This window comes from Bradyrhizobium sp. USDA 3311, assembly GCF_054062495.1.
Genome location: NZ_JBSSFI010000001.1, coordinates 5,226,603 through 5,253,477 on the forward strand (window position 1 = coordinate 5,226,603; position 26,875 = coordinate 5,253,477).

Consider the following 26,875-nt stretch of genomic DNA (forward strand, 5'->3'; position numbering starts at 1 on the left):
GCGTCGGGAACCAGCGGGGAAGCGCGATGCGGAGCGGCAGAGAGGTCTCGAAGCGGGTTCTGGCCGTGGCGGCGTTGCTTGCCGCCATCGGCGCGGCGACGCAGGCGTCGGCCGGATCCATCCAGCGCAGCGTGACGAACCCGAACGTGAGCATCGAGACGATCGTGCAATTCGGCAACGACGTTCAGCCTGTCACGATCGAGGAGAACAGCCGCGTCAATATCGCGCGGGTGATCCAGATCGGCGGATCGGGAACGGTGGATGCGACCATCATCCAGAACGGCACGCGCAACTATGCCAACGTGATCCAGATGGGCGGCACCACCAACGCGGCGGTCGGTCAGTCCGGCCTCAGCAACACCGCCGACATCACCCAGATCGGCAATTCCACCAGTGCGCTCCTGCTTCAGATCGGCGACATGAACTCGGGAGCGGTGAGGCAGTTCGGACGTTTCAACTGGCTGGCGATCTTCCAGTTCGGCCGATGATGGAGGGATGACATGAGGTTGCTTCTGCTCGCATCCGGAATAGGATTCATGAGCGTGGTTGCGATGGCGCCGGCCGGGGCCGGCGACGGTCACACCACGGTGGTCCAGGACGAAAACGGGACGGCGGCGATCACGCAAAGCGGCGATCCCGCGCAGGCCGAGGTCAGGATCGAGAAAGAGCCCGGGCGCACCACGGTGTACCGGCGCAGCGGCGGAAACACCGCGATCGTGACGCAGGGCACCGGAAATGCGCAGGACATGCTCGATTGGCTGCGCAAGCACCAGCAAGACCACTGACACGTCCTGCTGACGCAGAGAGGCCCATCGTCCCTGAAAGGACGACGGGCCACCCGCGTTGGCCGGAACGACGTCGCTGAAACAGGCCGGGAATTCCGGGCGTTCTGCCGCACCTTGTTCCCCGTTAATCCCGTGTCTTAACCAACAATTAATTATACGTTTGCGGGTGGGCGACAGCCCGGCCTAGCGTGTGGTGGGGAGCCGCCGAAGCCAAACGAGTTGGTGCGTATCATGATGTCCAGATCATATGGGGCGCTGCTCGCCTCGCTCAGCGCAGCCGCGCTGCTCCTTTCTTCCAGCGACAGTTTTTCAAGACCCGGCGGCGTTGCTGCGCATGGGCTGGCTGCGGCGCCGCCGAATGCGGCAATGCGTCCGCCGATCGCGCCGGGTGCCCGGTTCCGCGGCCGCAACACGCCGTGGGTCTATTGGCCGGGCGGCGGCGGGTTCTTCTACGACGGCGCGGGCTACGGCCAGCCCTTCGCCGACGCCGGGCAGCCGCTCTCCAACGACGTGCGCTACACCTATACCTATGACGTTCCCTGGGACTGGACGCATCGCTTCCCGCCGAACGTGGTGCCGTCCGATCGGCCCTACGTGCCGAGCTGCCCGACGGAGCAGGTGACGGTGCCCGGCCGCGGCGGCGGCGAGCACACCGTCAACATCATGCGCTGCTACTAGCCCAGCTCAAAGCTGGTCACGCCGAAGACGCGGTCGATCCGCAGCGGCGCGATCGGCCCGGTGTACATCCGCGCCGTCTCGAACACCGGCTTGAGGCCGAGCTGTTCCGCGAGCGCGATGGCCTCGCGATTGACGGCGGGGACATCGAGGAAGACCTCGCCGCCGCCCGCACTTGCCAGCAAGGCCTGCACGACCGCTGCGGCCGCGGCGCGATCATCGGCGACGAGCGGGCCGATCTTGTGGCCGCTCCGGCACCGGCGGATCACGCCCCATGCGGCAAGCTTGCCGTCACGCAGCAGCGCGCGGCCGACATGTCCTGATGTGTTGATCCAGGCGCGCAGGAAGGCGCTGCGCGGCGCTGGGAACACCGTGGCATCGTCGGCTTCTACGAGCGCGAACGGAACTCTGTCGAGCTCGATGATATCGGCAGGCCCCGGCGGCGCGGCGACGATGCCGCCATAGCGGATATTGGCGTAGGCAAGCTGGAAGCCGGACTTTCTGTAATTGCCCTGCTGTGCGACGACGCCGTCGAGGCCGATCACGCGAGGGCGCGCATGCGCGATCGCCGCGTTCCAGATGCGCAGGCCGTGGCCGGAACCGCGGAGGTCCGCGCGCACGATGTAGAAGCCGAGAAAGGCGAAGCGGTCATCGTAATTGACGCAGGAGACGGTCGCGACCGGCTCGCCGTCGATCTCGCCGACGAAGAAGCCTTGCGCGTCTGATATCGCGAAGCAGGCGGCGTCGGAGAGGCCCGGATTCCAGCCCTCGGCAGCGGCCCAGTCGACGGCGATCGAGATCTCCTCGGGGCGCAAATTGCGAATCTGCAAATCGCTCATCATGGATGCCTTCGACGGTGGACCTGCCGGCAAGTCTGGCGGTAGAAGGCCTCATGATAGGCCGGGCCCGCGGCTCGCCTCAAGACAGGGATGATCAGTCATGGCAGCAGAGAAAGTCGCACTCGTCACCGCCGGCGGCAGCGGCATGGGGGCAGGGGCTGCGCGGCGGCTTGCGGCCGACGGCTTTCGCGTCGCGATCCTGTCGTCCTCCGGCAAGGGCGAGGCGCTGGCGGCCGAGCTCGGCGGCTTGGGCATCACCGGCTCCAACAAGTCGAATGACGATCTGAAGCGTCTCGTCGACGGCGCGATGGCGAAGTGGGGGCGTATCGACGTGCTCGTCAACAGTGCGGGCCACGGGCCGCGCGCGCCGATCACGGAGATTACCGACGAGCAGTGGCACACCGGCCTGGATACATATCTGCTCAACGTGATCCGGCCGACCCGGTTGGTGACGCCGGTGATGCAGGTGCAGAAGGCCGGCGCCATCATCAACATCTCGACCGCCTGGGCATTCGAGCCGAGCGCGATGTTTCCGACATCGGCGGTGTTTCGCGCGGGCCTTGCCGCCTTCACCAAGATCTTCACCGACACCCATGCCGCCGACAACATCCGCATGAACAACGTTCTGCCGGGCTGGATCGACAGCCTGCCGCAGCTAGATGCGCGCCGCGACAGCGTGCCGATGAAGCGCTACGGCAAGGTCGAGGAGATCGCGGCGACGATCGCGTTCCTGGCGTCCGACGGCGCAGCCTACATCACCGGCCAGAACATCCGTGTGGATGGTGGGCTGACGCGCTCGGTCTGACGCCGACAGATTCGAATCGCGCTCGCGCCGCCTTGTCGTGATGCGACACCGGCGCGCGTAGCGCGCCACGGATGAAGGGCGAGGCGTGGCTCTTGGGTCACACTCCTCGTCCGTTCGCACGACGTGGGGCGCACACTACGTCACAGTCCCTATGAACTTCGCCGCAGCCCAAGACGGCATGGGGCCGGCGGCCTATGCCCGATCTGCGCCGGATGCCTTCCGCCCGCGCGCATTCGAAACGCGAGCTGATCGCGTGGGCAAGGAGACTAGAATGAAGAAGTTTTTGCTGGCGGTCGCTTCGGTTGTTTTGGGCACCGCATCGGTGCAGGCGGCCGACCTCGCGGCGCATTACACCAAGGCGCCGATGATGGCGCCGGCTTACAACTGGACCGGATTTTACGTCGGCGGCAATGTCGGCGGGCAGTGGGGCAGCTCCGATCCCAGCACCTCGACCGTGTTTTCTCCGACGGGCTATTTCGCCGCCAGCAGCGTTCCCGCCATCAACACGGTCGGCGCCCAGGGCGTCAACAGCTCCAGCGTGACCGGCGGCTTCACCGCCGGCTACAACTGGCAGGTCAACCACGCCGTGCTCGGCCTCGAAGGCGACATCAACTATTTCGGCTTCAAGGGCAGTGCGACCGGCTCGGCGCTCTATCCGTGCTGCGCGCCGACCGGCTTTACGGTGTCGTCGTCGGTCTCGGCCGACTGGCTCGCGACCATCCGCGGCCGTATCGGCTTCCTGGCCGCTCCGACCTGGCTGCTCTACGCCACGGGCGGCGCCGCGATCGCGGAGGTCAAGGGCAATTTCAACTTCACCGACACGTTTGCGGGAGCAACCGAGTCGAGCGCGATCCGCGACACGCGTCTCGGCTGGACCGCGGGCGTGGGCACCGAATATGCGTTCGGCGGCGGCTGGTCGCTCAAGGCCGAATATCTCTACGTCGATCTCGGGCGTGCCAGCGCGACCAGCAACAACCTTGCTGCCTTCGTGCCGGCCATCGCCTTCCCGAGCAACGTCTACACCCACTCGGTCGACCTCAAGTCGAACATCGTGCGCGTCGGCGTGAACTACAAGTTCGGCGGACCAGTCGTCGCCAGGTACTGAGCTTCATCCCGTTCCGAATCTGGCGTGGAAAGCCCCGGCTCAGCCGGGGCTTTCTGTTTCGAGGGCCGGCTTCAGTGCGAGGCCACGAGCTTCGCCAGCGCGGGCAGGATCCTGTAGCGCGCGATCTCGTGCGGATATTCGCCGCGATTGGCCAGCAGCACGATGCCGATCCGCCGCGCCGGCACGAGGCCGAGATAGCCGGAGGCGTTGTTGAGGCCGCCCGGCTTGTCGACGACGGTGGCCTCGGGAAGATGCACCGTCTCCCACGCCATGCCTTGCCCGAATTTCTCGTCGACGCGGAAGGCCTCGTGCTGCGTCATCCTCAGTGCCTCGCGCAAATGCGGGTCGACCGAGTGGCCATCGACGCAGGCCGCAACGAAGGTCGAAAGATCCCGCGGCGAAGAGAATATCTGGCCCGTGCCGGGGAAATCGAAATAGCTCTGCTGGTTGCCGGGCGGGCCGATCGCCATGCCCTGATCCGAATAGCCCTGGACGACCCGCTGCATCCACGCTGCATCCATGACGGCACGGTTGTCCTCGCCGCGTTCGGGCACCGAGGTCGCGATCATACCGAGCGGCTTGAAGATGCGCTGTTCGAGCTGGGCTGCGATCGGCGTGCCGTAACAGCGTTCGAGCACGAGCTGGAGCAGCACATAGCCGGCATGGCTGTAGATGCGCTGCTTGCCGGGCGCCTCGCCAGACTGCGGTCTCCAGGCGTTGAGCATCTCGATGAACTGCGCGCGCGAGAACTCCTCGTTCGGCCAGGGCGGGTGGTCGGTCGGCAGCAGCAGTCCCGACGTGTGCGTGACGAGTTCGCCGACGGTGACGCGGCGGATAGAGTCGCCGGTGAGTTCGGGCAGGTATTTCGGCAGGCGGTCGTCGAGCCGCAGCTCGCCCCGGAGCGTGCCGAGCGCGACCAGCGTCGCCTCGAACGGCTTGCGCAGCGAGCCGAGGTTGAACAACGTGTCCGATGTGACCGGCCGTCGTGTGGTGTCGTCGGCAAAGCCGTAGTTGAAGAACTCGACATGGCGGCCGGCATAGAGCGCGGCGGCGAGGCCGCCCGGTTGATCCGGCGTCGCGGTCGGCGCCAGCTCATTGGCGACGATGTCGCGCATCTGCGCGATCATGTCGGAATCCGCAGCCGCCTCGCGCGGCCTGACGAGGCCGATTGCGAGCGGAAGCAGGGCCGCCCTGGCGAAGCCGCGCCGGCTGATCGAAAGAGATCGTAAGGTGACAAGAGAGGACACGCGCTTGATGAACAGATTGCCGACGCCCCCGGCGCCAGTCGTACCTGCAAACCGCGTCCCGCCTCAATTCACAATCGCGCGTTGGAAGTTCCGTAGCGAACCTTCTAGCCGCCTATCCAGCGCACGGCCGCCTCGACGGCGGATTTTACTTAGCTTGTCGGCTAACAAATATTGACGCGGGTTCGCGACGGGTCTATAGTTAGCTTCATGGCTAACCAATTATCTCGACTGGACCAGATTTTTTCCGCGCTCGCCGACCCGACACGGCGGGCGATCGTGATGCGGCTCTGCATGGGCGAGGCATCCGTCGGCGAGCTCGCGGATCCCTTCGACATGGCGCTGCCGAGCTTCATGAAGCACGTCCATGTGCTGGAGACGAGCGGGCTCGTCCTGTCGGAGAAATCCGGCCGCGTGCGCACCTGCCGCCTCAGCCCGGACGCGCTCGTCGGCGCGGAGGACTGGTTCCAGCAGCAGCGCGCGATCTGGGAGGCGCGCCTCGACCGGTTCGAGGCTTACGTGATGAAGCTCAAGAAAGAGAAGGAGAGGGCGGCCGCCAAGCGGCCGTCCCGAACAACCAAACGGAAAGGTTCTGAGTGATGACGAATTCTGCCAATCCCGCTTTGTCGCAATGGTCGCTCGACCGCGAGATCGTGATGTCGCGCGTGATCGACGCGCCGCGCGATCTGGTGTTCGAGGCGTGGTCCGACCCAAAACATCTGCCGCAATGGTTCGGACCCAAGGGTTTCAAGATCGAGACCTTCGAGATCGACGTGCGGGTTGGCGGCGTCTGGCGCTTCAACATGATCGGCCCCGACGGCACCGTCTATCCGAACCGCATGCGCTTTCGGCGCATTGAGCGGCCGTCCTTGATGGAGATGGACCATGGCGTCGACCAGGACGACGATCCCGGCATGTTTCGCTTCACCATCACCTTCGCCGAGCAGAGCAACGGCAAGACCGTGCTGATGATGCGGCAACTGGCCTCGAGCACGGAGCAGCGCGATGGCATGATCAGTTTCGGCGCCGTCGAATACGGCTACCAGACGCTGGACAAGCTCGCGGCTTATGTGGGCGCGTTGAAGAGGTAGCTGCACCGTCAGTCGTCATGCCCGGGCTTGTCCCGCCTGCGCGGCCGAAGCCGCTCCGGCGAGGCGAAGGCCCGGGCATCCACGTTCTTCGTGCCGCGCGGTCAGGCGTGGATGGCCGGGACAAGCCCGGCCATGACGAGAGGAGGTCGATGGCGCCCCTCACTCGTCCACCTCGGCTGTCACTCCCCCTTCAGCCCGGCCTCGCGGATCAATCCGGTCCACCTCTGGGTCTCGCTGTCGATGAACTGGCCGAATTCGGCGGCGGTGCCGGTGCGCACTTCCAGGCCCTGGGCGGTGAGCTTGTCCTTCACGGCGGGGTCGGCGAGCACGCGCGAGACTTCGGTCTGCAGCTTGTCGACGATCGGCTGCGGCGTTGCGGCGGGCGCCATGAAGCCGAACCAGCCGGCGGCGATCACGTTGGGAAAGCCTTGCTCGCGCAGCGTCGGCGCCTGCGGATAGAGCGGGCTGCGCTCGCTGGAGGCGACGCCGAGCACGGCAAACTTGCCGCTCTGGATGTAGGGCAGCGCCGTCGGGAGTGCGGTCAGCGTGGCATCGACGCGGCCGGCGAGCAGTTCGGTGTAGGACGCCGCGTCACCGCGGAACGGGATGTTGAGACCCTTGACGCCGGCATCCCTGAACAGGAGCTCGCCGGCAAGATGCGGCTGCGAGCCGGCGCCGGGTGAGGCGAAGGTCAGTCCGTCCGGCTTCGATTTGCCGTAGGCGATCAGGTCCGGCAGCGTCTTGAACGGCGCGTCCGCGCTGATGATCAGGAACAGCGGCGCGATCACCGCCATCGCGACCGGCCGAAGATCCTTGCGATCATAGGTCAGCTTGCCGAAAAGCGCCTCGGCGGTGGCATAGGGGGCCGCGACATAGAGAATGGTGTAGCCGTCGCCCGGCGCATGCGCGACGAGATCGTTCGCAATGCGCGTGCCGGCGCCCGGCTTGTTCTCGACGATGAATTGCTGGTGCAGGCTGCGGCCGAACTCTTCGGCGAGCAGACGCAGCGAGATGTCGTTGGAGCCGCCGGGCCCGTAGGGCGAGATCAGCCGCACCATGTGCGACGGCCAAAGGTCCTCAGCGCGCACGGAGACTGGAAGCCCGGACAGGGCAAGGGCGAGGGTGCCCAGCAATGTTCGGCGTGTGACGGTCATGTTGGCCTCCCGGTGGTGGAGCGCCAGTTGTCTTGTTCATTTCCTGGCCCTCTTCTTGTTTTGCTTTTGTGTCTCGGCCGCCGGCCCTGCCGCGCCGACGATGGCGCGGATGCTGTCGGCGAGGGCAGCGATGCGCGGGCCGATCTCGGCCTCCAATTGGCCGGGCTGGAGCCGGAACGCGGGAATGCCGCAATTGATGGAGAACGACCGCCTCGTCTCATCTGCATGAAACAGCGGCGCGGCGACGGCGTGGATCGAGGCCATGTACTCGCCCCAGCAGGTGCAAAATCCGCGGCTGGCGCATTGTGCAAGGCCGGCGCGATATCTGTCGCGAAAGGCCGACCACAGCTCGGCATCCTCGCTTGCGATCTGCTGTTCGAGCAGCACTGCATCGGCCGGCGGCAAGGTCGCCGCCGCGGCGCGGCCCATTGCCGTCATCACTACGGGAATGGGCATGCCGATGTCGGGGACGTGCGGGCCGACATCGCCGGAGCGCGCGGTCTCGACATAGATCATCGACGTGGCGTCGAGCAGGCCGATCGAGACCGTGCCGCGCACGCTCTGCGCCAGCTCCATCATCATCGGGCGCGCGACCTGGCGGAACTGCATGTCGGCAAGCAGCGGATGCGCCATCCGCAGGGCGCGTGCCCCGACGCGGTATTTCGCACGTTCGGCGTCGTAGCGGAGGTAGCCGAGCTCGGCGAGCGTATGCGTCAGCCGTGCCACCGTCGGCCGCGGAATCCCCGTCAGCGTCGACAGCTCCATGTTGCCGAGCTGCGTCGTTCCGGCCTTGAACGCCTCGAGCACCACGAGGCCCTTTGCCAGCGTCGTCGCGAACGCGGCATCATCCGCGCTCGAAGCCAGCACTGCGGCCGCGGATGAGGAGGCGGCAGGCGGTTTGGACGCGGTTCGAGCCATGGGAGTTTTAATGGACCCGCTCCGCTGGCTTGTCCAATAGATTCGACAATTTTGCCTCTTCCGTCCAATATGTGGACACGATCTCCGTCGTTACCGCGGGCAAAAAAGACGAGCGCGAGCCGAGCCGCACACAGATTTTTGTCGTGATTCCATGGCGTCCTGTGACAGGATTATTACGAATAGATGTCACATCGATTACAGCGGAGCGATTCATGTTGCAGTGGCAGGCGCGGTCAAATCCCCTCGCGTGGTGGTGGGGGTCGCTCACGCTCGTCAGCAGCGCCAACATCCTCGTCTGGTTCATGCTGTATCGCGAGTTCTACCCGACGGTTGCGGGCAGCGTCGGCGGCGGCTCCGACATCGGGCTGATGTTCCTGCTCTGCGCGGGGTATGTGTTCGGCTGCGCCTTCCGCTCGTTCCTGCCGCGCGCCGACGTGCAGCGCATCTGTCTGTTCGACACCTGGCTCTCGAGCGTCTTCGTCGGCCGCTCGGTCGCGACGGTGGCCGAAGTCTGCTTCGCCGCGCAATGGGCGGTGATCCTGCATCAGCTCGGCACCATGACGGGTGCCGAGACGGCCGTGAACATCGCGTGGGTGATCGTGCCCGTGATCATCATCGCGGAGTGTTTCTCGTGGTACGCGGTCGTGACCACCAACTATCTCTTCAACGCGATCGAGAATTCGCTGTGGGCGGTGACCTTCTTCCTCGCCGGCATCGCGCTGTGCCGCCTGATGCCGGAATTCCAGGGCGTGGTGCGCTGGGCTCTGATCGCCGGCATCGTCGGCATCGCCTGCTTCCTCGCCTTCCTCGTTACCGTCGACGTGCCGATGTATCTCAGCCGCTGGCGGGCAGGGCATGCCGAGGGCGGCAGGTTCCTGGGCTTCCTCGAAGGCCTGCATGACGTCTCGACGCGCTGGGTGGTGACCCACGACATCGCGCACTGGAAGGGCGAGCTGACCTGGATGTTCCTGTATTTCAGCGCCGCGGTGTGGTCGAGCCTGGCGCTCTGCGCGCTCTACGCGATGGAAGGCTATCTGACGCGCTATCTCGCCTGAGGGTTGATTCCTATTTTGACGCGTTTTCTTAACGCGAACCGGCATCCACTTCGCTTGAAAACGCTTTACTTGCCGACCAGGCTGCACTTGCTGCGGTCGAGCGGGCGGAAGGCCTGGTCGGGCGGGATCGTCGCGACCAGCTTGACGAAATCCCACGGGCCTTTCGACTCTTCCGGCGTCTTGACCTGGACCAGATAGAGATCGTGCACCATGCGCTGGTCCTCGCGGATGCGGCCGTTGGTGGTGTAGGCATCCGACACCGGCGTCGCCTTCATCTTGGCCATCACGATCGCGCTGTCGTCCGTATCGGTGTCCTTGATGGCCTGCAGATAGTGGCGTACGGCGGAATAAACCCCGGCCTGGATCTGTGAGGGCATCGCCTTGCGGCGCGCATAGAACGCATCGGAAAATTTCCGCGCCGCCGGCGAGATATCCTCGAAGAACGAGGTCACGATAAGGTCGCCGCGCGTGGCCTTCAGGCCGACCGCTTCGATGTCGACATTCTGGAACGACATCGGCACGATCTTCATGCCCTGCGCGGCGAGCCCGAATTCTTCGGCCTGCTTGATCGCGGTGGCGTTGTCGCCGGCGACGTTGATCGCCAGGACCTTTGCGCCCGAGGACTGCGCCTGGAGTAGGAACGAGCTGTAGTCGGGCGTGCCGAGCTGGGCTTTAACGCCGCCAGCAACCTTGCCGCCAAGCTCGGTGATGCGGGCGCGAGCGGTCGCCTCGATCGAATGGCCGAAGGCGTAGTCGCCGGTGATGAAGAACCATGGCTCCTTGCTGGTCTGCATGATGCCGGAGACCACGGCAGTCGCGGTGGAGTAGGCGTCCTGGGTCCATTGCACGCTGGTCGGCGCGCAGGCCTCATCCGTGAGCTGGTTGGCGCCGGCGCCGGAGACGAGGAAGATCCTGCCGTTGCCGCGCACCAGCTCCTGCACCGCGAGCGCCGCGCCCGAGCTGCCACCGTCCGCGATCGCCTGCACGCCGTCGCTGAACCATTTTCGCGCGAGTGAGCCTGCAAGGTCCGGCTTGTTCTGGTGATCGGCCTGCAAAATCTCGATGGGCTTGCCGTTGATCTTGCCGCCGAACTCCTCCGCCGCCATTCGCGCCGCCTCGACCGAGCCCGGACCCATGGCGGTGGCGAAAATCCCGTTCATGTCGGTGAGGACGCCGATCCGGATGGCGTCGCCTTTGATCTCGGCGCGTGCGGCGGTGCCTGCGAGCGCCAGCGTGATCAGCAGGATAGCGGCGGAGGTCGTGCGGTGAGTGGCCATGGCGTTTCCTGATTTTGTTGTCGTTTTGATTGAGCGACGTTGGCGGTCACTCCGGTTCGGCGATGACCTTGTTGCGCAAGGTTCCGATGCCGGAGATCTCGACCTCGACGGTGTCGCCGGGGCGCATCCACAACGGCGGCGTGCGCTTTGCGCCGACGCCGCCGGGCGTGCCCGTGACGATGACGTCGCCGGGGACCAGCGGGCAGATCGTCGAGATGTAGGCGATCAGCCCGGGGATGGCGGTGATCAGGAGATCGGTGGTGGTGTCCTGCACCACCGTGCCGTTGAGCCGGGTCTGCAAGGTCAGCTTTGACGGATCGGGAATTTCGTCCGCCGTCACCAGCCATGGGCCGAAGCTGCCGCTTTCGGCAAAGGTCTTGCCGGAGAGGAACTGGCTGGTGTGGCGCTGCCAGTCGCGGACGCTGCCTTCGTTGTAGCAGGAATAGCCGGCGATGTGGTCGAGCGCGCGGTTCGCGGGGATGTGCCGGCCTTCCTTGCCGATGACGAGCGCAAGCTCGCCCTCATAGTCGAAATCGTCGCTGACTTTCGGCTTCACGATCGGCTGGAGATGGCCGACCTGGCTGCAGGGAAAGCGAACGAAGAGTGCGGGCTTCTCGGTTACGATACGTCCGGTTTCAGCGACATGGTCGCGATAGTTCAGGCCGACGCAGATGATCTTGCCGGGATCGGGGATGACGGGCGCGAAGCTGACCTTGTCGAGGGCATGATCGGGCGCGGCCGACGCGACGAGCTTTGCCGCCTCGGCGACGCGACCGGCTTCGAGCAGCTGCCGCAGTGTCGCGCAGCCTGCCATGCGCGCGCCGAGGTCGACGACGCCGTTGTCCTTGACGGCCCCGAAGGAGGCGCGGCTGTCGACGATGAAAGAGAGCAGCTTCATGAGAGTGTCCTTGGAAAGCGGGTTCGGTCAGGCCGCGGACGGCAGGCGGGTTGGGGGAGTAACGGCGGCGACGAGTCGTTCGAACTCGGAATCGTTGCGGGCCGTGCCACGCACATAGCGGTCGGGACGGACCAGCGCGGCGATGATGCCGTGCTCACGCAGCCAGTGCCCGACGCCCTGGGCTTCGTCGCCGGTCAGGATTGCGATCCCGGCCGGCGACGGGGCAAGATGCGATGGCAGCGCGGCCGCGCTCTCGACAAGCAGCACATGGCTGTAGCCGGTCCGGTCATCGCTGCGGCGACCGTCGTTCAGCTCGAACTGCGGTGCGAGATGCCCGGCCAGCGGCAGGCCGCCGAGCGCGAGCCCGGGGCCGAGCAGGGGCTTTTTCACCTCGAGTTTCACGGGCGCGTTGTCGCGTGCTTCGCCGGCGGCGAGGCCGGCCTCGATCGCCTTGGTGTTGATGATGCCGCCAAGGCGAATGGCGAGCTCGATGAACTCCCGCACATGCGGCTGGCGCTCGCTCTGATAGGTCTCCAGCAGATCAGGCGCGGCGCCGTCGCGGATGATCGCGCCGAGTTTCCAGGCAAGGTTGGCGGCATCGCGGATGCCGGCGCACATGCCCTGTCCGAGGAAGGGTGGGGTCTGGTGTGCGGAATCGCCCGCGAGCAGCAGCCGTCCGCCCCGCCATTGCTGCGCGATCACGGAATGAAAAGTATAGACAGCGGCGCGCTCGATCTCGGCGTCGTCGGGCGTGATCCAGCGCGACAGCAGCTCCCAGACCTTGGCCGGCTGCGCCACATCTTGCGAATCCTCGTCCGGCAACACCGTGATCTCCCAGCGCCGCCGGGTGCCGGTGCCGCGGACATAGGTCGCCGGCCGCCGGGGGTCGCAGTGCTGGATGCTGTAGTCGCCGAGGTCATCGCGGTCGCGCTTGAGCAGCACGTCGATCACCAGCCAGCGCTCGTGAAAGCCGAGATCGTCCATGCCGGAGCCGATGAAGCGGCGCACCAGAGAGCGGGCACCGTCGCAGCCGACCACATAGCCGGCACGGACTTCACCAAGCGTCCCATTGGAAAGGTCCTCGTAGCGGACGCGCACGCCGGTCTCGTCCTGATCCAGCGCGAACACGTCGCAGCGGTTGCGCAGGGTGACATGCGGCCAGCGCGCAAGGCCATGGATCAGCACGTCCTCCAGATCGGGCTGGTGGAAGCGATAGCTGAGATTCCATCCCATCGGCGTGAGCGTCTGCGGGCGCGACCAGTCCAGCAGCATCCGGCCGCCGGCGTCGAGAAAGAGCATCCCGGGGCTGAGGATGACATGCGGCAGGATCGCGTTGGCGAGGCCGATGGTCTGGAACACGCGCATGCATTCGTCGTCGAAATGCACCGCGCGCGGCAGGTGATAGGTCCGCGCCTCGCGCTCCAGTACCAGCGTCCGCACGCCGCACAGTCCGAGCAGATTGGCCAACGTGGCGCCAACCGGGCCGCTGCCGACGATCACGACATCAAACTCTTCGGGGGTGGACTTATGTTGCATGGGGCTATCTCTTCCCCAAGCCGCGCCGCAGCATCAATGCCGTCGCGCCAAGTGTCCGCCCAGCGGACGGACCCCGCTAGACCTCGACCGGGATGGCCGATGCCGTTTCCTGAAGCTGTCCTGCAAACTGCGCCACCGCTTCTTCAATTCCGAGGGCCGAGCGGATCCAGATGATGGAGATGCAGCCGAACACGGCGCCGTTGCGCACGATGGGGACCGCGATCGAGGCCGTCTTGGGATTGTACTCGCCCTCGCTGCGGATGGCGTAGCCGCGGGCTTGCGTCTCGGCGATCATGCGGTCGAGGCGGCCTTCGTCGAGGAAGGGGCGATCGTCGGCCTCGTCGATGCGTCGCAGATGATTGACGATCAGGTTGCGCTCGCGCGCAGGACAGGCGGCGAGATAGGCGCGGCCCGCGGACGTCCGCAACATCGGCAGGCGCTTGCCGATCATGCCGCGGTCGATCGAGAGCGGGCTGCGGGAGTGCGTGGTTTCCTGCACCACCATCGCGGCGTTCTCGTAAGTCGAGAGATCGACCGGCCAGACGAGGTTCTTGCTGAGCTCGGCGAGATAAGGCGCCGCCGCCTGGCAGATCACCACGCCGGGATCGTAGCCGTCGCCGAGACTGAGCGCGCGCCGGGTCACGCGAAAGCGGTCGTCGCTGGCGCTGCGGGCGACATAGCCAAGTTCCTCCAACGTCTCGAGCAGGCGATAGACGGTCGGGCGAGGCAGGTCGAGTGCGCGGGCGACGTCGCCCGCGCGGATGCCGCCGGACCGGTTGATCTCGTGCAGCACGTCCAGCCCACGCTTGAAGGCGCGGACGCCCTCCGACTGCCGCGGCGCTCCGGTCCGCGTCCGCTCCTTGGACACTTCGCATTTCCTCCCTTGTGCCGTTTCGCTCCGCGACTATCGTCTTCGCAAACGAGAAGCGATTGCGGACGCCACCGTAGGAGCGTGCGCGGCCGGTATCAAGTTCGCCGCAGTGCGGCGGGTGCGATGCCCTCGGGAGGACGTCGATGGAAATCACCGCGCTCGGCTATGTCCGGATCAATTCATCCCAGCTCGATCAGTGGGGCCAAATGGCAACCCGGCTGCTCGGCATGCAGCAGGTCGATCGCGGCGGCAAGATGCGCGCCTTCCGCATGGACGATCGCAAGCAGCGGTTGATCGTCGACGGCAGCAGTGATGCCGGGCTGGCGGTGATGGGATGGGAAGTTCCCTCAACCGCCGAGCTCGATCAGTTAGCCGGGCGGCTGGAAAGCCACAGCGTGAAGGTGACGCGCGGCTCGCGCGCGCTCGCCGACGAACGTCATGTGGCCGAGCTGATCACGTTCGCCGATCCCGCCGGCAATCGGCTTGAGGCCTTCTGCAAGCCGGAGCTTGCAACCGAGCCGTTCAAGCCGGGGCGGCCGATCTCGGGCTTTCGCACCGGCGCGCTCGGCATGGGGCACGTGGTGCTGAACGTCGAGGACGTCGAGCCGCTGTTGCCATTCTACCGCGACGTGCTCGGCTTCCAGGTCTCCGATTTCGGGCTCAAGCCCTATGGGCTCTATTTCTTCCACGTCAACGGCCGCCACCACAGCTTTGCGATGGTAGGCTCCGGACGGAAGGCGCTGCATCATTTCATGGTCGAGCTCGGCAGCCTCGACGATGTCGGGCAGGGCTACGACCTCGCGCAGCTGGATGACGGCCGTATTGCCTATACGCTGGGGCGGCACACCAACGACCACATGACCTCGTTCTACGTGAATACGCCCTCGGGCTTCTTCATCGAATATGGCTGGGGCGGCCGCGTCATCGATCCCGAGACCTGGCAGCCGCACGAGACCTTTGACGGCCCGTCGCTATGGGGCCACGAGCGGCTCAACATGCCGGAGGAGCAGCGCAAGCGCCTGCGCGACATGAGGCTGGACGCCGCGGCCCGTGGCGTGCGCGTCGCCGACCCGCGTGTGCCGCCGCTGAACTGCGCATGGCTGGACGCGGTGGTCGCGCGCGAATGATCCGCCGCCAGGCGGGAGAGCGCAAGCGGCGATCAGGCCTTGCCGAGATCGACCTGCGTCAACAGTCCCTGACGCAGCGCCAGGCGGACCAGCTCGATGTCGGAGTCGACGCCGAGCTTGTCCTTGATCAGCGAATGCAGGTTTGCCACCGTCTTCGGGCTGACGTGGAGCGTCTCGGCGATCTCCTCCGTCGACTCCTCGGCCAGCAGCAGCCGCAGCACCTCGAACTCGCGCGGCGTGAGGACGTCGGCAGCCGAGCTCTCGCCGCTGATGCGGCTCAGTGCGAGTTCGTGGTCGATGTCGGGGCTGATGGCGATCCGGCCCGCGAGCACGTCCATCACCGCGCGCACCAGCGTTTCGGGCGGACTGGTCTTGGTGACATAGCCCCTCGCACCGGCGCGGATCGCCTGCACGGCAAAGCCTGCATTCTGGTGCATGGTGAAGACGAGGATTCTCGCGCCCTTGTCCCACTGCCTGATCCGCCTGACAGCCTCGATGCCGCCGATGCCGGGCATGCTCAGATCCATGATGACGAGGTCGGGCGCCACGGATTTGAAGAGACGGTAGGCCTCCGCGCCGTCGGCGGCTTCGGCGACGACGCGCAGGCCCGGCTGCTTCTGGAGCACCGAGCGATAGCCTTCGCGGACGACGGAATGGTCGTCGACCAGCAGGATGGTCGCATCGCCCGCGCTCATGCCGCCCGCTCCAGCACCGGCCGATCGGCCGCGACAGGGATGGTGACGCGCAGCGCAGTGCCGCCATGCGGTCCGGCCTCGAAGCTCAATTTGCCACGCAGGGCCGCGACGCGCTCGCGCATGCCGAGCAGGCCCATTCCGGATTTCGCGGCGGGATCGCTCGACCGTCCGTCGTCGTCGATCGCAAGCGCGATCTCGTCGGCACGCATCGTCAGTTCCAGACTCACCTTGGTTGCGCCGGCATGCTTGGCGGCGTTGGTGAGAGCCTCCTGCACGATGCGATAGAGGCTGGCGCTGATCGCGGCCGGCAGGGTCTCGAAGGCGCCGTCGAAGCGGATCGCAAACCGCGTCTCGCCGCGGCTGCGACCGTTCCAGCCGGCGACCAGGCCTTCGAGGCTGGCGACCAGCCCGAGCTCTTCGACATCGGGCGGACGCAGTCTGAACAGCGTGCCGCGCAGCATCTCCATCATGCCGGTTGCGGTCCGTGCGATGCCGTCGCACTCGGACAGCAGGGAAGGGCAGTCCTGCACGGCGGTCTGGCGGGCGGATGCGGCGAGCGCGCGGATGGCGGCCAGTGACTGGCCGAACTCGTCGTGCAGCTCGCGCGCGAGATGGCGGCGCTCCTCGTCCTGGAGCGCGATCAGCTTTCGCGTCAGCTCGCTGCGCTCGGCTAGCGCGGTGTCGAGGCTTTCGGCGAGATGGTTGAAGACGTCGCGGATGGCGGAGAGCTCGGCGAGGTCGAACGGCGGCAGCCGCGCGGTGAGGTCATTGGCGGCGATTCGTTCGAGGCCGGTGCGGATCATGCGGGTGGGGCGCAGCGCCCGCGCCAGTGCCGCATAGACCAGTGCGCAGAGCAGCGGCAGTGCGATCGCAAGCGCAATCATCAGGCGGCCGGCCTCGTGCCATGCCTCCGCCGTCTGCACGGCCGGATCGACCGAGACCACGGTCTCGCCGAGCTTCGCTCCGCGCACGATCACTGGCCGCGCTGCCTCACGGCCGGGGTCGAACAGGCTGCGATAGAAGGCCGCGAAGACCTGCGGCGGCGGATTTGCCGGAGTAGGCGCGCCACTGCAGAACCGCTGGAGTATCTCGCCGCTCGTGCCACGGAATGCCAGGCACAGGCCGGGCGTCATCACGTAGGCCGATACGGGGTCGAGGTTGGGGAAGTCCGAGCGCGGGTTCGCCACCCACTGGACCTTGCCCTGTTGCAGCTCCAGCGACTTCGCCACGATGGCGGCGATACCGTCGATGCGCGCATGCGCCTCGCGGTCGGCCGTTACAAGGAAATAGGCGGAGATCACGGCGAAGCAGGCGGCCGATATTGCGGCCACGCGCAACGTCAGACGGACCTTGAGATCGAATCTCGGGCGGTTCCACATCGGCAGGCACCTGGCGCGAACGGGTTTGTCGCCTGCGCATTAAACGGCAGAACGCAAGCGGCGGAAAGCGCTGTGCTCTACCGCAGTGCAACGTCGTGAAAATTTCCCGGCGTTCGCCGGGACGGGCACGGTTGCATGGCGAGAGGCGGCCATCCAGATTTTCGCGCCGCTCCGTCACACGAGGCCCGCTCATGCACCTGTCCCGGTTGATCTGCTCTGCTTTTCTCCTTGTCGTCCTCCCGGCGGCCTATTCGCCAGCCGGTGCCGGGGCGGCCATCGGCGTTGCCATGGACGATTTCAGCTATACCGATACGTCGGCCGAGCCGGCCAACCAGACCGCCGCCCATGAGCGGCGGCTGTCGGCGTTCATGGCGGCGCTCAGGCGGGATATCGGCGCGGATGGTCGCTACCGGCCAGTGCCGTCGGCGCAGGACGGTGCGGCCTTCAAGGTTATCGGCGGCATCCAGAAGACGAGCACGCTGGTGCAATGGGCCAAGGTCGCCGTGATCGACGTCGGCGCGAAGAGGCTCGTGATGGACAAGCTCTACACCTTCCGCGGCGACAATGATGAATCCTGGGAGCGCGCCGAGATTTTTGTCTCCCGCGAGGTGATGGCCGCGCTCAGCACGCCGGCGCCGGTCGCGCTGGCGGTGTTCGAGTTCGAGCTCGAGGACACGACCGCAGCTTCGTCGGGCGCCTCGGCTGCGTCGGATGCGTCATACCTGGCCGAGGTCACCGGCAGCGTGCGTGAGGCCCTGGGCCAGTCCGGCCGCTACCGTATCGTCGACGTGGCCAGCGCGAGCGGGGAAGCCGTGAAGACGCGTACCTTGCGCGACTGTGGCGGCTGCGAGGCCGCGATTGCGCAAAAGCTCGGCGCGGACCAGTCGCTGATCGGCGTGGTGCGGCGGGTCAGCCGCACCGAATACACGCTCGGCTTCCAGCTCCGCGATGCCAGGACCGGGGCGGTGCTGGCGCGCGGCGACAGCGGCCTGCGCATGGGCGCGGACTATTCGTGGAAGCGCGGCGCCGTACGGCTGGTCAGCGACCGGCTGATCGAGAGCCAGGCAAAGCCCTAGAACGACAGCTGCACCTTCATCGACTGCGAACGGTCGCTGGCAAGCTCGAAGGCGGCGACCGCGTTTTCGAACGGCATGGTGGCCGTGATCAGCGGCTTGACGTCGATCAGGCCTTCGCCCATCAGGCGCACCGCGAGCTCGAACTCGGGATCGAAGCGGAAGGTGCCGCGGAGCTGCAATTCCTTGGCGACGATGGAGTTGATCGGCAGCGTCATCTCGCCGCCGAGGCCGAGCTGCACCAGCGTGGCGCCGGGCCTGAGCACGTCGAGCGCGGTGCGGAGCGCAGCCTGGTTGCCGGAAGCCTCGAACAGCGTGTCGAACACGCCCTTGCCGGCGCGCCAGGGATCGAGCGCGGTGGCATGGGTCGCGACGTTGATGGCGTGGGTGGCACCGAGCTTTCTGGCGACCGCCAGCGGCGCGTCGGCGACATCGGTCACCACGATCTCGGACGCCCCGCCGAAACGCGAGACCAGGATCATCAGTGCACCGATCGGGCCGCAGCCGGTGATCAGCACGCGCTTGCCGAGGAGGGGGCCGGCCTGCTTGCCGGCATGCAGGCAAACCGCGAGCGGCTCGGCGACCGCGGCCTCGGCCAGCGACAGCTCATCCGCGATCGGCACGGCCTGCGTCGCATCGATCGTGAGGAACTCGCGAAAGCCGCCCTGCACATGGGGAAAGCGCATCGCGCTGCCGAGGAAGCGCATGTCGAGGCACTGGTTGCGCATGCCCTCCTGGCAATGCAGGCACTGGCCGCACGGCTTGCTCGGATTGACGGCGACGCGCGTGCCGGGCTTCACGCTGGTGACGCCGTCACCGACGGCCGCGACCACGCCGGCGATCTCATGGCCCAGCGCCATGGGCTGCTGGATGCGCACGACGCCGAAGCCGCCGTGATGGTAGTAGTGCAGGTCGGAGCCGCAGATGCCGCCATTGGCGATCTTGACGCGGACCTCGCCCGGGCCGGGTGCCGGATCGGGATAGCTGTCGATCCGCAGGTCTTTCGGGGCGTGAATGACGACGGCGCGCATGGTCTCTTTCCCTTAGCGTTTCGCGATCACATCGCGGCGATCATGCCGCCGTCGACATAGATGATCTGGCCGTTGACGTAAGTGGAGGCGTCCGACGCCAGGAAGATCGCCGCGCCGACCAGCTCGTCCGGTCTGCCCCAGCGCTTGGAGGGGATGCGGCCCATCAGCCAGTTGTTGAAATCGGTGTTGTTGACCAGCGCCTCGTTCATGTCGGTCAGCATGTAGCCGGGGCCGATCGCATTGGCCTGGATGCCGTGCTGGGCCCATTCCACCGCCATCGAGCGGGTCAGGTTCTTGATGCCGCCCTTCGCTGCCGTGTAGGGCGCGATGGTGGGACGTGCGAGCTCGCTGCCGAGCGAGCCGATATTGATGATCTTGCCGCGCTTGCGCGGGATCATGCGCTTGCCGGCCTCGCGGCCGATCACGAAGGCGCTGGTCAGGTCAGTCTCGATCACCTTGCGCCATTCGTCGGTGGTGAACTCGACCAGCGGCTTGCGGTGCTGGATGCCGGCATTGTTGACGAGAATGTCGACCTCAATGCCCTTCTTGTCGAAGTCATTGAACGCCGCGACGATCGCCGGCTCGTCGGTGACGTTGAACGCAGCACCTTCCGCCTGGTGGCCGGCGGTACGAAATTCGGCGACGGCCTGCTCGACGCGCTTGGGATCGACGCCGTTGATAATGATCTTGGCGCCGGCCTTGGCCATGCCCTCGGCGATGGCGCGGCCGAGGCCGCGGGAGGAGCCGGTCACGAGTGCGGTGCGGCCGGAAAGGTCGAAAAGGGCGGTGCTCATCTCAAGAAATCCTCAGACGTTGGAGCGGCGCACGGTGAGATCGCTGCGGTCGAATACCGCAGGCAGCAGGTCGACGCCAAGGCCGGGGCCTTCCATCGGGAAAACATAGCCGTCCTTGATAACAGGCATCGTGGTGACGAGCTCATTGTACCAGCCCTTGTAGAAGGCGCGCACCGATTCCTGGATCAGCGTGTTGGGCTGGCTGAACGACATGTGGATGGCGGCGATGAAGCCGATCGGGCCGATGCAATCATGAGGAGCAAAAGGCCGGTGATAGGTTTCGGCCATCGCGGCGATCTTGCGGCCCTCGGTGAGGCCGCCGGTCCAGCACAGATCCGCCATCACCACATGCATGGCGTCGCGGTCGAGCATGTCCTTGTAGGGGAAGCGCGAGCCCAGCGTCTCGCTGGCGCAGACCCAGACGTCGGTCGAACGCGCATATTCGGCGAGCGCCTGCGGCGAGTTCATGCGGATCGGGTCTTCGTACCAGGTCGGCTTGTAGGGCTCGAGCGCGCGCGCGATCTGCTTGGCGGTCGGCAGGTTCCACAGCGAATGGAGCTCGACCATGATCTCCATCCTGTCGCCGACGGCCTTGCGGATCTTCTCGAACGGCTCGATCGCCCGTTTCATCTGCGCAGCGGTGATGTAGAGCCCCTTGTTCTCCTGGGCCGCCGGATCGAACGGCCAGATCTTCATTGCGGAGATGCCGCTCTCCAGAAGGCTTTCGGCGAGCGCGTCGGCGTGGTGCATGAAGCCGTCGAGGTCCTCATAGGGACCCTTGGAGGCGCCGAGATTCCAGTTTGCGACCGGGCTGATATTGGTGGAGCGGACATATTGCGTGCCGGCGCAGGTGTTGTAGATGCGCTGCTTGTCGCGGCAGAGGCCGCCGAGCATCTGGTGTACCGGCTGATTGCAGACCTTGCCGAACAGATCCCACAGCGCGATGTCGATCGCTGAAGCGGCGCGATACTCGACACCGGTCGAGGATTGCGCCATCGGCAGGTTCAGCATGTCGCGGTGGATCGCTTCGATGTGCAGGGGATTGCGGCCGAGCAGTCGGCCGGCGAACGTATCGTGGATCTGCGCTTCGACCGCGCCCGCGCCATAGAAGGTTTCGCCGAGACCGATCATGCCCGTGTCGGTGTGGACGCGCACCCAGATGACGTTGGAAAATTCCTCGGTGCGCAGCGTCTCGATCGACGTGATCTTCACGGCAACAATCCTCCCATCACAGGCGCCTCGCGCCTGAAGTCTCATTTCGCACTGCAGCATGCCGCAGGTCGCGCCGAAGTCTTACGCCTGCTTGTAATATATCACAACATGTTTTAAGGGTGCCACAAATAGGCGCCACCCAGCAATGAGAGCGCGGCTGACAGGAGGACGACATGGCACGGCGCAAGCGCGCGCTCGAGGTGGTGAGAAACGAGGACGACGGCGAGGGCAAGCCCTCCCGGCGCAACCGGCTCAACTTCTTCGAGCTGGCTTACCAGAGGATCGAAGAGCTCCTCGTCCACTGCGAGCTCAAGCCCGGACAATTCATGACGATGCTGGAATTGCAGCACATCACCGGCTTCGGTCGCACACCGGTGCATCACGCCGTCAATCGTCTGTCCGCCGACACGCTCATCATCATCCGTCCGCGCCACGGCCTGCACATCGCGCCGATCGATCTTGCGCGCGAGCGGATGCTGCTGGCCTTGCGCCGTGACATGGAGCGCTTTGTCGTCCGGCTCGCGGCCGATCGCGCCAGCCTGTCGCACCGTAATCAGGCGCTGCACATCGAGCGCCTGCTGCGCGAGCGCCGCGCCACCCTGACCCTCGACGAATTCAATCACATCGACCGCCGCATCGATGCGCTGGTGCTGGAGGCGGCCGGCGAGCCGTTCCTGGTGCACACGCTGCGGCCGCTGCACACGCTGTACCGCCGCATCGGCTACATCCACCACCGCTTCATGCCGGGCCAGGCCGATCTTTCCGGCACGATCGACCATCATCTCGCCATTCTCGCAGCCGTCGCCAGCCGCCGCGTCGATGACGCCGTGAAGGCGAGCGATGCGCTGATCGACTACATGGGCGAGATGTTCACGGGCATGGAGGCGGGGATCGACCCGCGCCTGCTCGACTGCAGCATCGAGCCGCTGCTCGGCGCGTAAAGAGTTCTGGAGAAAGGAAGAAGAATGTCGACGATGGCGATGCCACAACCGACCGCGAGCGAAGCCGCGGTCCGCTACCTGATCACGAACTACAGTCCCAAGGGTAACAAGGTCGGCTGGCTGATGATGGCCTCGATCCTCGTCGAGGCCTGGGATCTCTATTCGATCGCCTTCGTGCTGATCTTCATCAAGGAGCAGTACAATCCCGATCCGCTGATGCTGGGTCTTGCCGCCGCCGGTACGCAGGGCGGCGCGTTGATCGGCGCGCTGCTCGGTGGCTGGCTCTCCGACAAGATCGGCCGCCGCGTCATGTTCCTGGTGACGATGGTGCTGTTCATCGTGCTGGCGCTGGCGCAGGCTTTCGTGCCGACCGTCGGTTGGCTCGTCGTGATCCGCTTCCTGCTCGGCATTCCGCTCGGCTCCGATATCTCGACCGGCTACACCTACATCATGGAATCCATGGCCAAGGGTGAGCGCGAGGTCATGGGCAACCGCTGGCAGTTCATGTTCGCGGTCGGTGAAGTGCTCACCATCGGCGTCATCGTGATCTTCCTGCTGATCGACATGCAGCATGAGATGCTGTGGCGCGTGACGCTCGGCCTTGGCGCGGTGCCGGCGCTGATCATCCTGATCATGCGTCATGACGTGCCGGAGACGGCGGTGTGGCTGGTGCAGAAGGGACGCTACCGCGAGGCCAAGCAGGTCGCGCGCGAGATGTTCAACGACAATCTCGACATGCTGCCGGATCAGGATGTGGTGGTTCCGAAGACCAGCACGCGTGCGTTCCTCGCCGACCTCAAGAAGGATCCGATCCGCTGGCGCGCCACGGTCTACGGCTGGATCGCTTGTTTCACCCAGGCGAGCGAGTTCTCGACCTTTGCCTTCTACCTGCCCGTGCTGTTCGTGATGGTCGGTGTGTCGAGCGTGCTCGGCATCAATCTGGTGACGATGGCGCTGTTCTCCTTCGCCGCTCTGTCCGGGTGGGTCGGGCCGCTGTTGACGCCGAAGATCGGCCACCGCGGCATCGCGATCGCCGGCTTCTCGATCGTGATGGCCTCGTTGCTGGTCGCGGCCTTCGCGCTTTACACCGACAACAAGATCCTGCTGCCGTTCGCGGCCGCCGCGATGCTGTGGGGCCATTACTGGGATGCGTCGAACTGCATGACGATCCCGACCATGGTCGCCAAGCCGAAGTACCGCGGCACCGCCAGCGGCTTCGCCTACATGTTCGTGAAGCTGCCGTCGTTCCTGGCGATCTTCCTGTTCCCGACGGTATTCGCTGCGATCGGGCAGGCGAATGCCACGCTGATGGTCGCGATCTTCCCGCTGATCGGATTGCTCGCCGCCATCTTCATCCTGCCGGAAGTGTACGGCTACGAGAACGACTGAGGATGCGCTGCCCGGTCGCGGCCGTTATGGCCGCGATCGGGCTTTTCCAGCTACGGGCTCAGGAAGACGGGATCGATCCCGGTCCCATGGCTGAGCAGGCCGATGGCCTGAAGCTGGGCGGCGTGCAGGTCGATTTCCACGATGGCGAACAGGGCCAGCAGCGCCACGACGGAGAAGACGAGCAGGGGATGGGATGTCTCCCCGCGGCCTTCAGCGGGCGCGATGAAGCTCCGGATTTCGCGGCGCAGGGAAAAGCTCTGCGGCAGCGCCTTTGATTGAATCTGCATGATGAACCTTCCTTGCCGCGGCATGTATCGCGCGACAAGTGAACTCTAGCTGTGGTTGCCCCGCCGGCATTGATGCACCGCAAACAATTGCACTTGATTGGTCGGCGGGTTCGGCCGCGACTACCTGATCGCGGCAGCCAGCGCGGCGACCAAAGCGGGCGGCGTCACCAGCAGACCGAGCTTGAGGAACGGCCAGGCGCCAACCTCGATCTTCTCCCGCCGCAGCGCGACCAGCCAGAGGATGGTGGCGAGCGACCCCGTTACCGACAGATTGGGGCCGAGGTCGACGCCGATCAGGATGGCGCTGACGACGGGCGCGGGCAAATGATCGCTGGCGGCGACCGAGCCGGCGACGAGGCCGACCGGAAGATTGTTGGCGACATTGGTGGCGAATGCGGTCGCGATGCCGACGCTCCAGGCAGCTTTCGGGATCGATTGCGCGACCGCTTGGTGCAGCAGTGCGCTGAGCTGCCCGATCACGCCGGTCTTCACCAGCGCTTCCACCAGGACGAAGAGCCCGCCGACCAGCGGCAGCACGCTCCAGGACACGCCGCGCAGCACAGGCAAAGGTGACTGCTGGCTGATCAGCAGCACGATCGCGGACGTCGCCACGCCGCAGATGAAGGTCGGCAGGCCGAGTTGCCTGTCGAGCGCGGAGGCCGTGACCAGCACGATTCCGATCGCGATGATGCCCACGGCTGTGAGCTTGCCGCCGCGGCTGAGCTTCGGATGCGGCACGCTGCGCGCGATGGTCTCTTCCTTCAGCGCGCGGTGCTGGGTCAGGCGCAGCACGACATAGGTGAGCAGGATCGAGGCTGCCGAGGGCAGGGCGAACAGGCGCAGCCATTCGGTCAAATGCGGCATGCGCGCGCCGAACACGACGAGGTTGGCCGGGTTGGAGATCGGTAGCACGAAGCTTGCGGCATTCGCGATGAAGGCGCAGACGAACAGATAGGGCAGCGGCTTGGCGCCGGCCGCGCGGGTCGCGGCATAGACGGCGGGTGTCAGCACGATCGCGGTGGCATCGTTGGAGAGCAGCACGGTGACAAGGGTGCCGACGAGATAGATCAGCAAAAACAGCCGCTGCGGCGATCCGTCTGCATATTCCACCGCGAGCGCGGCGAGATAGTCGAACAGGCCCTCGAGCCGCGCCAGTTCGGCGATCAGCATCATGCCAATCAGGAAGAGATAGACATCGACGCCCTTCCCGATGCCGAGAAGCGCATCCTGCCACGGCAGCAAGCCGAGCAGCACGAGGGCGCCAGCGCCGATCACGGCCCAGATCGCTTCGGGGAGGCGGAAGGGACGGATGATGACGCCGGCGGTCGCGGCGACGATGATGCTCCAGGCCCAGATGGCGTCAGACGGCACGTTCAGTCCTTGAGGTTTGGTCGGCTCATTCGGCTGCGATAGCTGATGTCGGCGGCGCTGTCTTCCCCTGCGGCGGCAAGGTTCCATGCCGCGTCTCGGGCAAGGCGACAAGGCAGACGATCGCGCCGATCGCTGCGACCGCGCCGAGCGTGATGAACGCCGCGCTGTAGCCCGCACCGACCACGACGAGGCCCGCAAGCGTCGTCGACAGCGCCGCGCCGATGCTCTGGGCGGTGATGACCGCGCCCTGCGCGACGTTGAAACGTCCGGTGTTGCGCATGAGGTCGGCGACAATGACGGGGAAGATCGCCCCGAAGATACCGGCGCCGACGCCGTCGAGAAGCTGGACGCCGACCAGCCAGAACGGATTGTCGGAGAGCGTGTAGAGCGCTCCCCGGATGGGCAGTATCAGGAGTGCGGCGAGGAAGAAGCGCTTGTGGCCCCAGCGGTCGGCCCTGGCGCCGACCAGCATCGCGAACGGCACCATCACCACTTGGGCTGCGACGATGCAGGCCGACATCAGGCTGGTGCCCATGTTCTTGTCCTGGAGCGCGAGCTTCTGGCCGACCAGCGGCAGCATTGCCGCGTTGGAGAGATGGAAGAGCAGGACGCAGATCGCGAAGACGAGCAGGGGGCGACAGGTGAGGAGCACCGCGAGGCCTGACGGCTGTTCGCTCCGTGTATCGGCGTCGTGCAGCCCGCGGGCGAGGTCGTGGTCGATGGCCCGTTCGGGGATCGCAAGAATGCTGACAAGGCTTGCGATCGCCATGGCGCTGAGAAGGTAGAACACCACGGTCGGGCCAAACCAATAGGCGGAGAGGCCGGCAAGACCCGCCGCGACCGCGTTGCCGGCATGATTGAAAGTTTCGTTGCGGCCGATCCGCCGGGTGAAAGCGGCGTGGCCGAAGATGCCGAGCGAGACGGCGGCGATCGCCGGTGGAAAGACCACGGCGGCGGCCTGCGCGATGCCTTGCGAGATTGCGACCGGCACGAAGCCGGGGAACAACGGCAGCGACAGCGATGCAAGCGTCACCATGATGGCGGCGACGACCATCACCAGCCGCTTCGCCCGGGTCGCATCGACCAGCGCGCCGGCCGGTGTCTGCGCCACGATACCCGCGACTGTGGCAATCGACATCACCAAGCCAATGCGCGCCTCGTCCCAGTGCTGCTCGGTGAGGAGATAGACGGCAAGATAGGGCCCAAGCCCGTCGCGGACGTCGGCGAGGAAGAAGTTGGCCGCATCCAGCGCACGGCCGGCCTGCCTTGCCTGTTCGGGATCTCGGCTCGACATCAGTCTCTCGATCGAGGCGAGAAGCGCCC

At 65.9% G+C, this 26,875-nt stretch carries 28 protein-coding genes; 12 read left to right on the forward strand and 16 right to left on the reverse strand.

The window, feature by feature from the left end; all coding sequences use genetic code 11:
- Positions 1–26: 26 nt before the first annotated feature.
- From ACVWW6_RS24910 to ACVWW6_RS24920, 3 genes are all read left to right on the forward strand, one after another.
- On the forward strand, positions 27–488 hold the full coding sequence (locus ACVWW6_RS24910) for a curlin (RefSeq protein WP_456681521.1): 462 nt from the start codon (positions 27–29) through the stop codon (positions 486–488).
- 12 nt (positions 489–500) lie between these two features.
- On the forward strand, positions 501–785 hold the full coding sequence (locus ACVWW6_RS24915; RefSeq protein WP_038967087.1) for a hypothetical protein: 285 nt from the start codon (positions 501–503) through the stop codon (positions 783–785).
- 231 nt (positions 786–1,016) lie between these two features.
- Complete coding sequence (locus ACVWW6_RS24920) at positions 1,017–1,463, forward strand: hypothetical protein (RefSeq protein WP_456681522.1); 447 nt, start codon at positions 1,017–1,019, stop codon at positions 1,461–1,463.
- Here ACVWW6_RS24920 and ACVWW6_RS24925 read toward each other — a convergent pair.
- Positions 1,460–2,299, reverse strand: coding sequence for a GNAT family N-acetyltransferase (locus ACVWW6_RS24925; protein ID WP_456683178.1), 840 nt, complete (start codon positions 2,297–2,299; stop codon positions 1,460–1,462). The genes ACVWW6_RS24920 and ACVWW6_RS24925 overlap by 4 nt on opposite strands.
- A 100-nt stretch (positions 2,300–2,399) precedes the next feature.
- On the opposite strand from ACVWW6_RS24925, the gene ACVWW6_RS24930 reads away from it, so the two are divergent.
- Together ACVWW6_RS24930 and ACVWW6_RS24935 are read left to right on the forward strand one after the other, a co-directional pair.
- Positions 2,400–3,104, forward strand: a complete 705-nt coding sequence (locus ACVWW6_RS24930; protein ID WP_456681523.1) for an SDR family oxidoreductase — start codon at positions 2,400–2,402, stop codon at positions 3,102–3,104.
- A gap of 271 nt (positions 3,105–3,375) precedes the next feature.
- Positions 3,376–4,209, forward strand: coding sequence for an outer membrane protein (locus ACVWW6_RS24935; RefSeq protein WP_456681524.1), 834 nt, complete (start codon positions 3,376–3,378; stop codon positions 4,207–4,209).
- A gap of 71 nt (positions 4,210–4,280) precedes the next feature.
- Here ACVWW6_RS24935 and ACVWW6_RS24940 read toward each other — a convergent pair whose 3' ends face one another.
- Positions 4,281–5,456 carry a serine hydrolase gene (locus tag ACVWW6_RS24940; RefSeq protein ID WP_456681525.1) on the reverse strand — a complete coding sequence of 392 codons (1,176 nt, stop codon included), beginning with the start codon at positions 5,454–5,456 and terminating at the stop codon, positions 4,281–4,283.
- Between the two features lie 207 nt (positions 5,457–5,663).
- Between ACVWW6_RS24940 and ACVWW6_RS24945 the strand changes: the two genes are divergently transcribed.
- Positions 5,664–6,053, forward strand: a complete 390-nt coding sequence (locus tag ACVWW6_RS24945; RefSeq protein WP_028171449.1) for an ArsR/SmtB family transcription factor — start codon at positions 5,664–5,666, stop codon at positions 6,051–6,053.
- Positions 6,053–6,544, forward strand: a complete 492-nt coding sequence (locus tag ACVWW6_RS24950; RefSeq protein ID WP_028171450.1) for an SRPBCC family protein — start codon at positions 6,053–6,055, stop codon at positions 6,542–6,544. Before ACVWW6_RS24945 ends, ACVWW6_RS24950 begins: the two co-directional genes overlap by 1 nt.
- A 179-nt stretch (positions 6,545–6,723) precedes the next feature.
- Here ACVWW6_RS24950 and ACVWW6_RS24955 read toward each other — a convergent pair whose 3' ends face one another.
- Complete coding sequence (locus ACVWW6_RS24955; protein ID WP_011088045.1) at positions 6,724–7,698, reverse strand: Bug family tripartite tricarboxylate transporter substrate binding protein; 975 nt, start codon at positions 7,696–7,698, stop codon at positions 6,724–6,726.
- Positions 7,699–7,734: 36 nt separating this feature from the next.
- On the reverse strand, positions 7,735–8,616 hold the full coding sequence (locus ACVWW6_RS24960; RefSeq protein WP_456681526.1) for an IclR family transcriptional regulator: 882 nt from the start codon (positions 8,614–8,616) through the stop codon (positions 7,735–7,737).
- Positions 8,617–8,828: 212 nt separating this feature from the next.
- Between ACVWW6_RS24960 and ACVWW6_RS24965 the strand changes: the two genes are divergently transcribed.
- The gene (locus tag ACVWW6_RS24965; protein ID WP_038967090.1) at positions 8,829–9,671 is read left to right on the forward strand and encodes a hypothetical protein; all 843 of its coding nucleotides are present in this window, start codon (positions 8,829–8,831) and stop codon (positions 9,669–9,671) included.
- A gap of 65 nt (positions 9,672–9,736) precedes the next feature.
- On the opposite strand, the gene ACVWW6_RS24970 is transcribed toward ACVWW6_RS24965, so the two are convergent.
- The 4 genes from ACVWW6_RS24970 to ACVWW6_RS24985 form a co-directional block, all read right to left on the reverse strand.
- Positions 9,737–10,948 carry an ABC transporter substrate-binding protein gene (locus ACVWW6_RS24970; RefSeq protein ID WP_011088042.1) on the reverse strand — a complete coding sequence of 404 codons (1,212 nt, stop codon included), beginning with the start codon at positions 10,946–10,948 and terminating at the stop codon, positions 9,737–9,739.
- A gap of 46 nt (positions 10,949–10,994) precedes the next feature.
- A complete protein-coding gene (locus ACVWW6_RS24975; RefSeq protein ID WP_456681527.1) occupies positions 10,995–11,846 on the reverse strand; it encodes a fumarylacetoacetate hydrolase family protein in 852 nt (283 codons plus the stop codon).
- A 27-nt stretch (positions 11,847–11,873) separates the two neighbouring features.
- Positions 11,874–13,382 carry a bifunctional 3-(3-hydroxy-phenyl)propionate/3-hydroxycinnamic acid hydroxylase MhpA gene (mhpA, locus tag ACVWW6_RS24980; protein WP_456681528.1) on the reverse strand — a complete coding sequence of 503 codons (1,509 nt, stop codon included), beginning with the start codon at positions 13,380–13,382 and terminating at the stop codon, positions 11,874–11,876.
- Positions 13,383–13,458: 76 nt separating this feature from the next.
- The gene (locus ACVWW6_RS24985; RefSeq protein ID WP_271555301.1) at positions 13,459–14,250 is read right to left on the reverse strand and encodes a DNA-binding transcriptional regulator; all 792 of its coding nucleotides are present in this window, start codon (positions 14,248–14,250) and stop codon (positions 13,459–13,461) included.
- 146 nt (positions 14,251–14,396) lie between these two features.
- Here ACVWW6_RS24985 and ACVWW6_RS24990 point away from each other — a divergent pair, with 146 nt between their 5' ends.
- Positions 14,397–15,380 carry a VOC family protein gene (locus tag ACVWW6_RS24990; protein ID WP_456681529.1) on the forward strand — a complete coding sequence of 328 codons (984 nt, stop codon included), beginning with the start codon at positions 14,397–14,399 and terminating at the stop codon, positions 15,378–15,380.
- Between the two features lie 32 nt (positions 15,381–15,412).
- Here the strand turns inward: ACVWW6_RS24990 and ACVWW6_RS24995 are convergent, their stop codons facing one another.
- Positions 15,413–16,075 (reverse strand): response regulator, encoded by a 663-nt coding sequence (locus ACVWW6_RS24995; RefSeq protein WP_011088037.1) that lies wholly within the window; start codon positions 16,073–16,075, stop codon positions 15,413–15,415.
- On the reverse strand, positions 16,072–17,454 hold the full coding sequence (locus ACVWW6_RS25000; RefSeq protein ID WP_110116318.1) for a sensor histidine kinase: 1,383 nt from the start codon (positions 17,452–17,454) through the stop codon (positions 16,072–16,074). The genes ACVWW6_RS24995 and ACVWW6_RS25000 overlap by 4 nt, the downstream gene beginning before the upstream one ends.
- Positions 17,455–17,645: 191 nt before the next feature.
- Here ACVWW6_RS25000 and ACVWW6_RS25005 point away from each other — a divergent pair, with 191 nt between their 5' ends.
- Positions 17,646–18,530: a DUF2380 domain-containing protein gene (locus ACVWW6_RS25005; protein ID WP_456681530.1), complete on the forward strand. Its 885-nt coding sequence runs from the start codon at positions 17,646–17,648 to the stop codon at positions 18,528–18,530.
- On the opposite strand, the gene ACVWW6_RS25010 is transcribed toward ACVWW6_RS25005, so the two are convergent.
- The 3 genes from ACVWW6_RS25010 to ACVWW6_RS25020 are packed head-to-tail and all read right to left on the reverse strand — an operon-like array spanning position 18,527 to position 21,564.
- Positions 18,527–19,558 carry an L-idonate 5-dehydrogenase gene (locus ACVWW6_RS25010; RefSeq protein ID WP_456681531.1) on the reverse strand — a complete coding sequence of 344 codons (1,032 nt, stop codon included), beginning with the start codon at positions 19,556–19,558 and terminating at the stop codon, positions 18,527–18,529. The two genes, ACVWW6_RS25005 and ACVWW6_RS25010, sit on opposite strands and share 4 nt — an antisense overlap.
- 26 nt (positions 19,559–19,584) lie before the next feature.
- The gene (locus ACVWW6_RS25015) at positions 19,585–20,352 is read right to left on the reverse strand and encodes an SDR family oxidoreductase (RefSeq protein WP_028171461.1); all 768 of its coding nucleotides are present in this window, start codon (positions 20,350–20,352) and stop codon (positions 19,585–19,587) included.
- A 12-nt stretch (positions 20,353–20,364) separates the two neighbouring features.
- Positions 20,365–21,564, reverse strand: a complete 1,200-nt coding sequence (locus ACVWW6_RS25020) for a mandelate racemase/muconate lactonizing enzyme family protein (RefSeq protein WP_404522098.1) — start codon at positions 21,562–21,564, stop codon at positions 20,365–20,367.
- A 173-nt stretch (positions 21,565–21,737) separates the two neighbouring features.
- Between ACVWW6_RS25020 and ACVWW6_RS25025 the strand changes: the two genes are divergently transcribed.
- Both ACVWW6_RS25025 and ACVWW6_RS25030 read left to right on the forward strand, forming a co-directional pair.
- A complete protein-coding gene (locus ACVWW6_RS25025; RefSeq protein ID WP_011088031.1) occupies positions 21,738–22,505 on the forward strand; it encodes a GntR family transcriptional regulator in 768 nt (255 codons plus the stop codon).
- Between the two features lie 24 nt (positions 22,506–22,529).
- Positions 22,530–23,894: an MFS transporter gene (locus ACVWW6_RS25030; RefSeq protein ID WP_011088030.1), complete on the forward strand. Its 1,365-nt coding sequence runs from the start codon at positions 22,530–22,532 to the stop codon at positions 23,892–23,894.
- Between the two features lie 50 nt (positions 23,895–23,944).
- Here ACVWW6_RS25030 and ACVWW6_RS25035 read toward each other — a convergent pair whose 3' ends face one another.
- The 3 genes from ACVWW6_RS25035 to ACVWW6_RS25045 all read right to left on the reverse strand — a co-directional run bounded on the left by ACVWW6_RS25035 (position 23,945) and on the right by ACVWW6_RS25045 (position 26,846).
- Positions 23,945–24,181 (reverse strand): hypothetical protein, encoded by a 237-nt coding sequence (locus ACVWW6_RS25035; RefSeq protein ID WP_028171463.1) that lies wholly within the window; start codon positions 24,179–24,181, stop codon positions 23,945–23,947.
- 120 nt (positions 24,182–24,301) lie between these two features.
- Positions 24,302–25,552 (reverse strand): arsenic transporter, encoded by a 1,251-nt coding sequence (locus ACVWW6_RS25040; RefSeq protein ID WP_038967094.1) that lies wholly within the window; start codon positions 25,550–25,552, stop codon positions 24,302–24,304.
- A gap of 25 nt (positions 25,553–25,577) precedes the next feature.
- Positions 25,578–26,846: an MFS transporter gene (locus ACVWW6_RS25045; protein ID WP_456681532.1), complete on the reverse strand. Its 1,269-nt coding sequence runs from the start codon at positions 26,844–26,846 to the stop codon at positions 25,578–25,580.
- Positions 26,847–26,875: the final 29 nt, after the last annotated feature.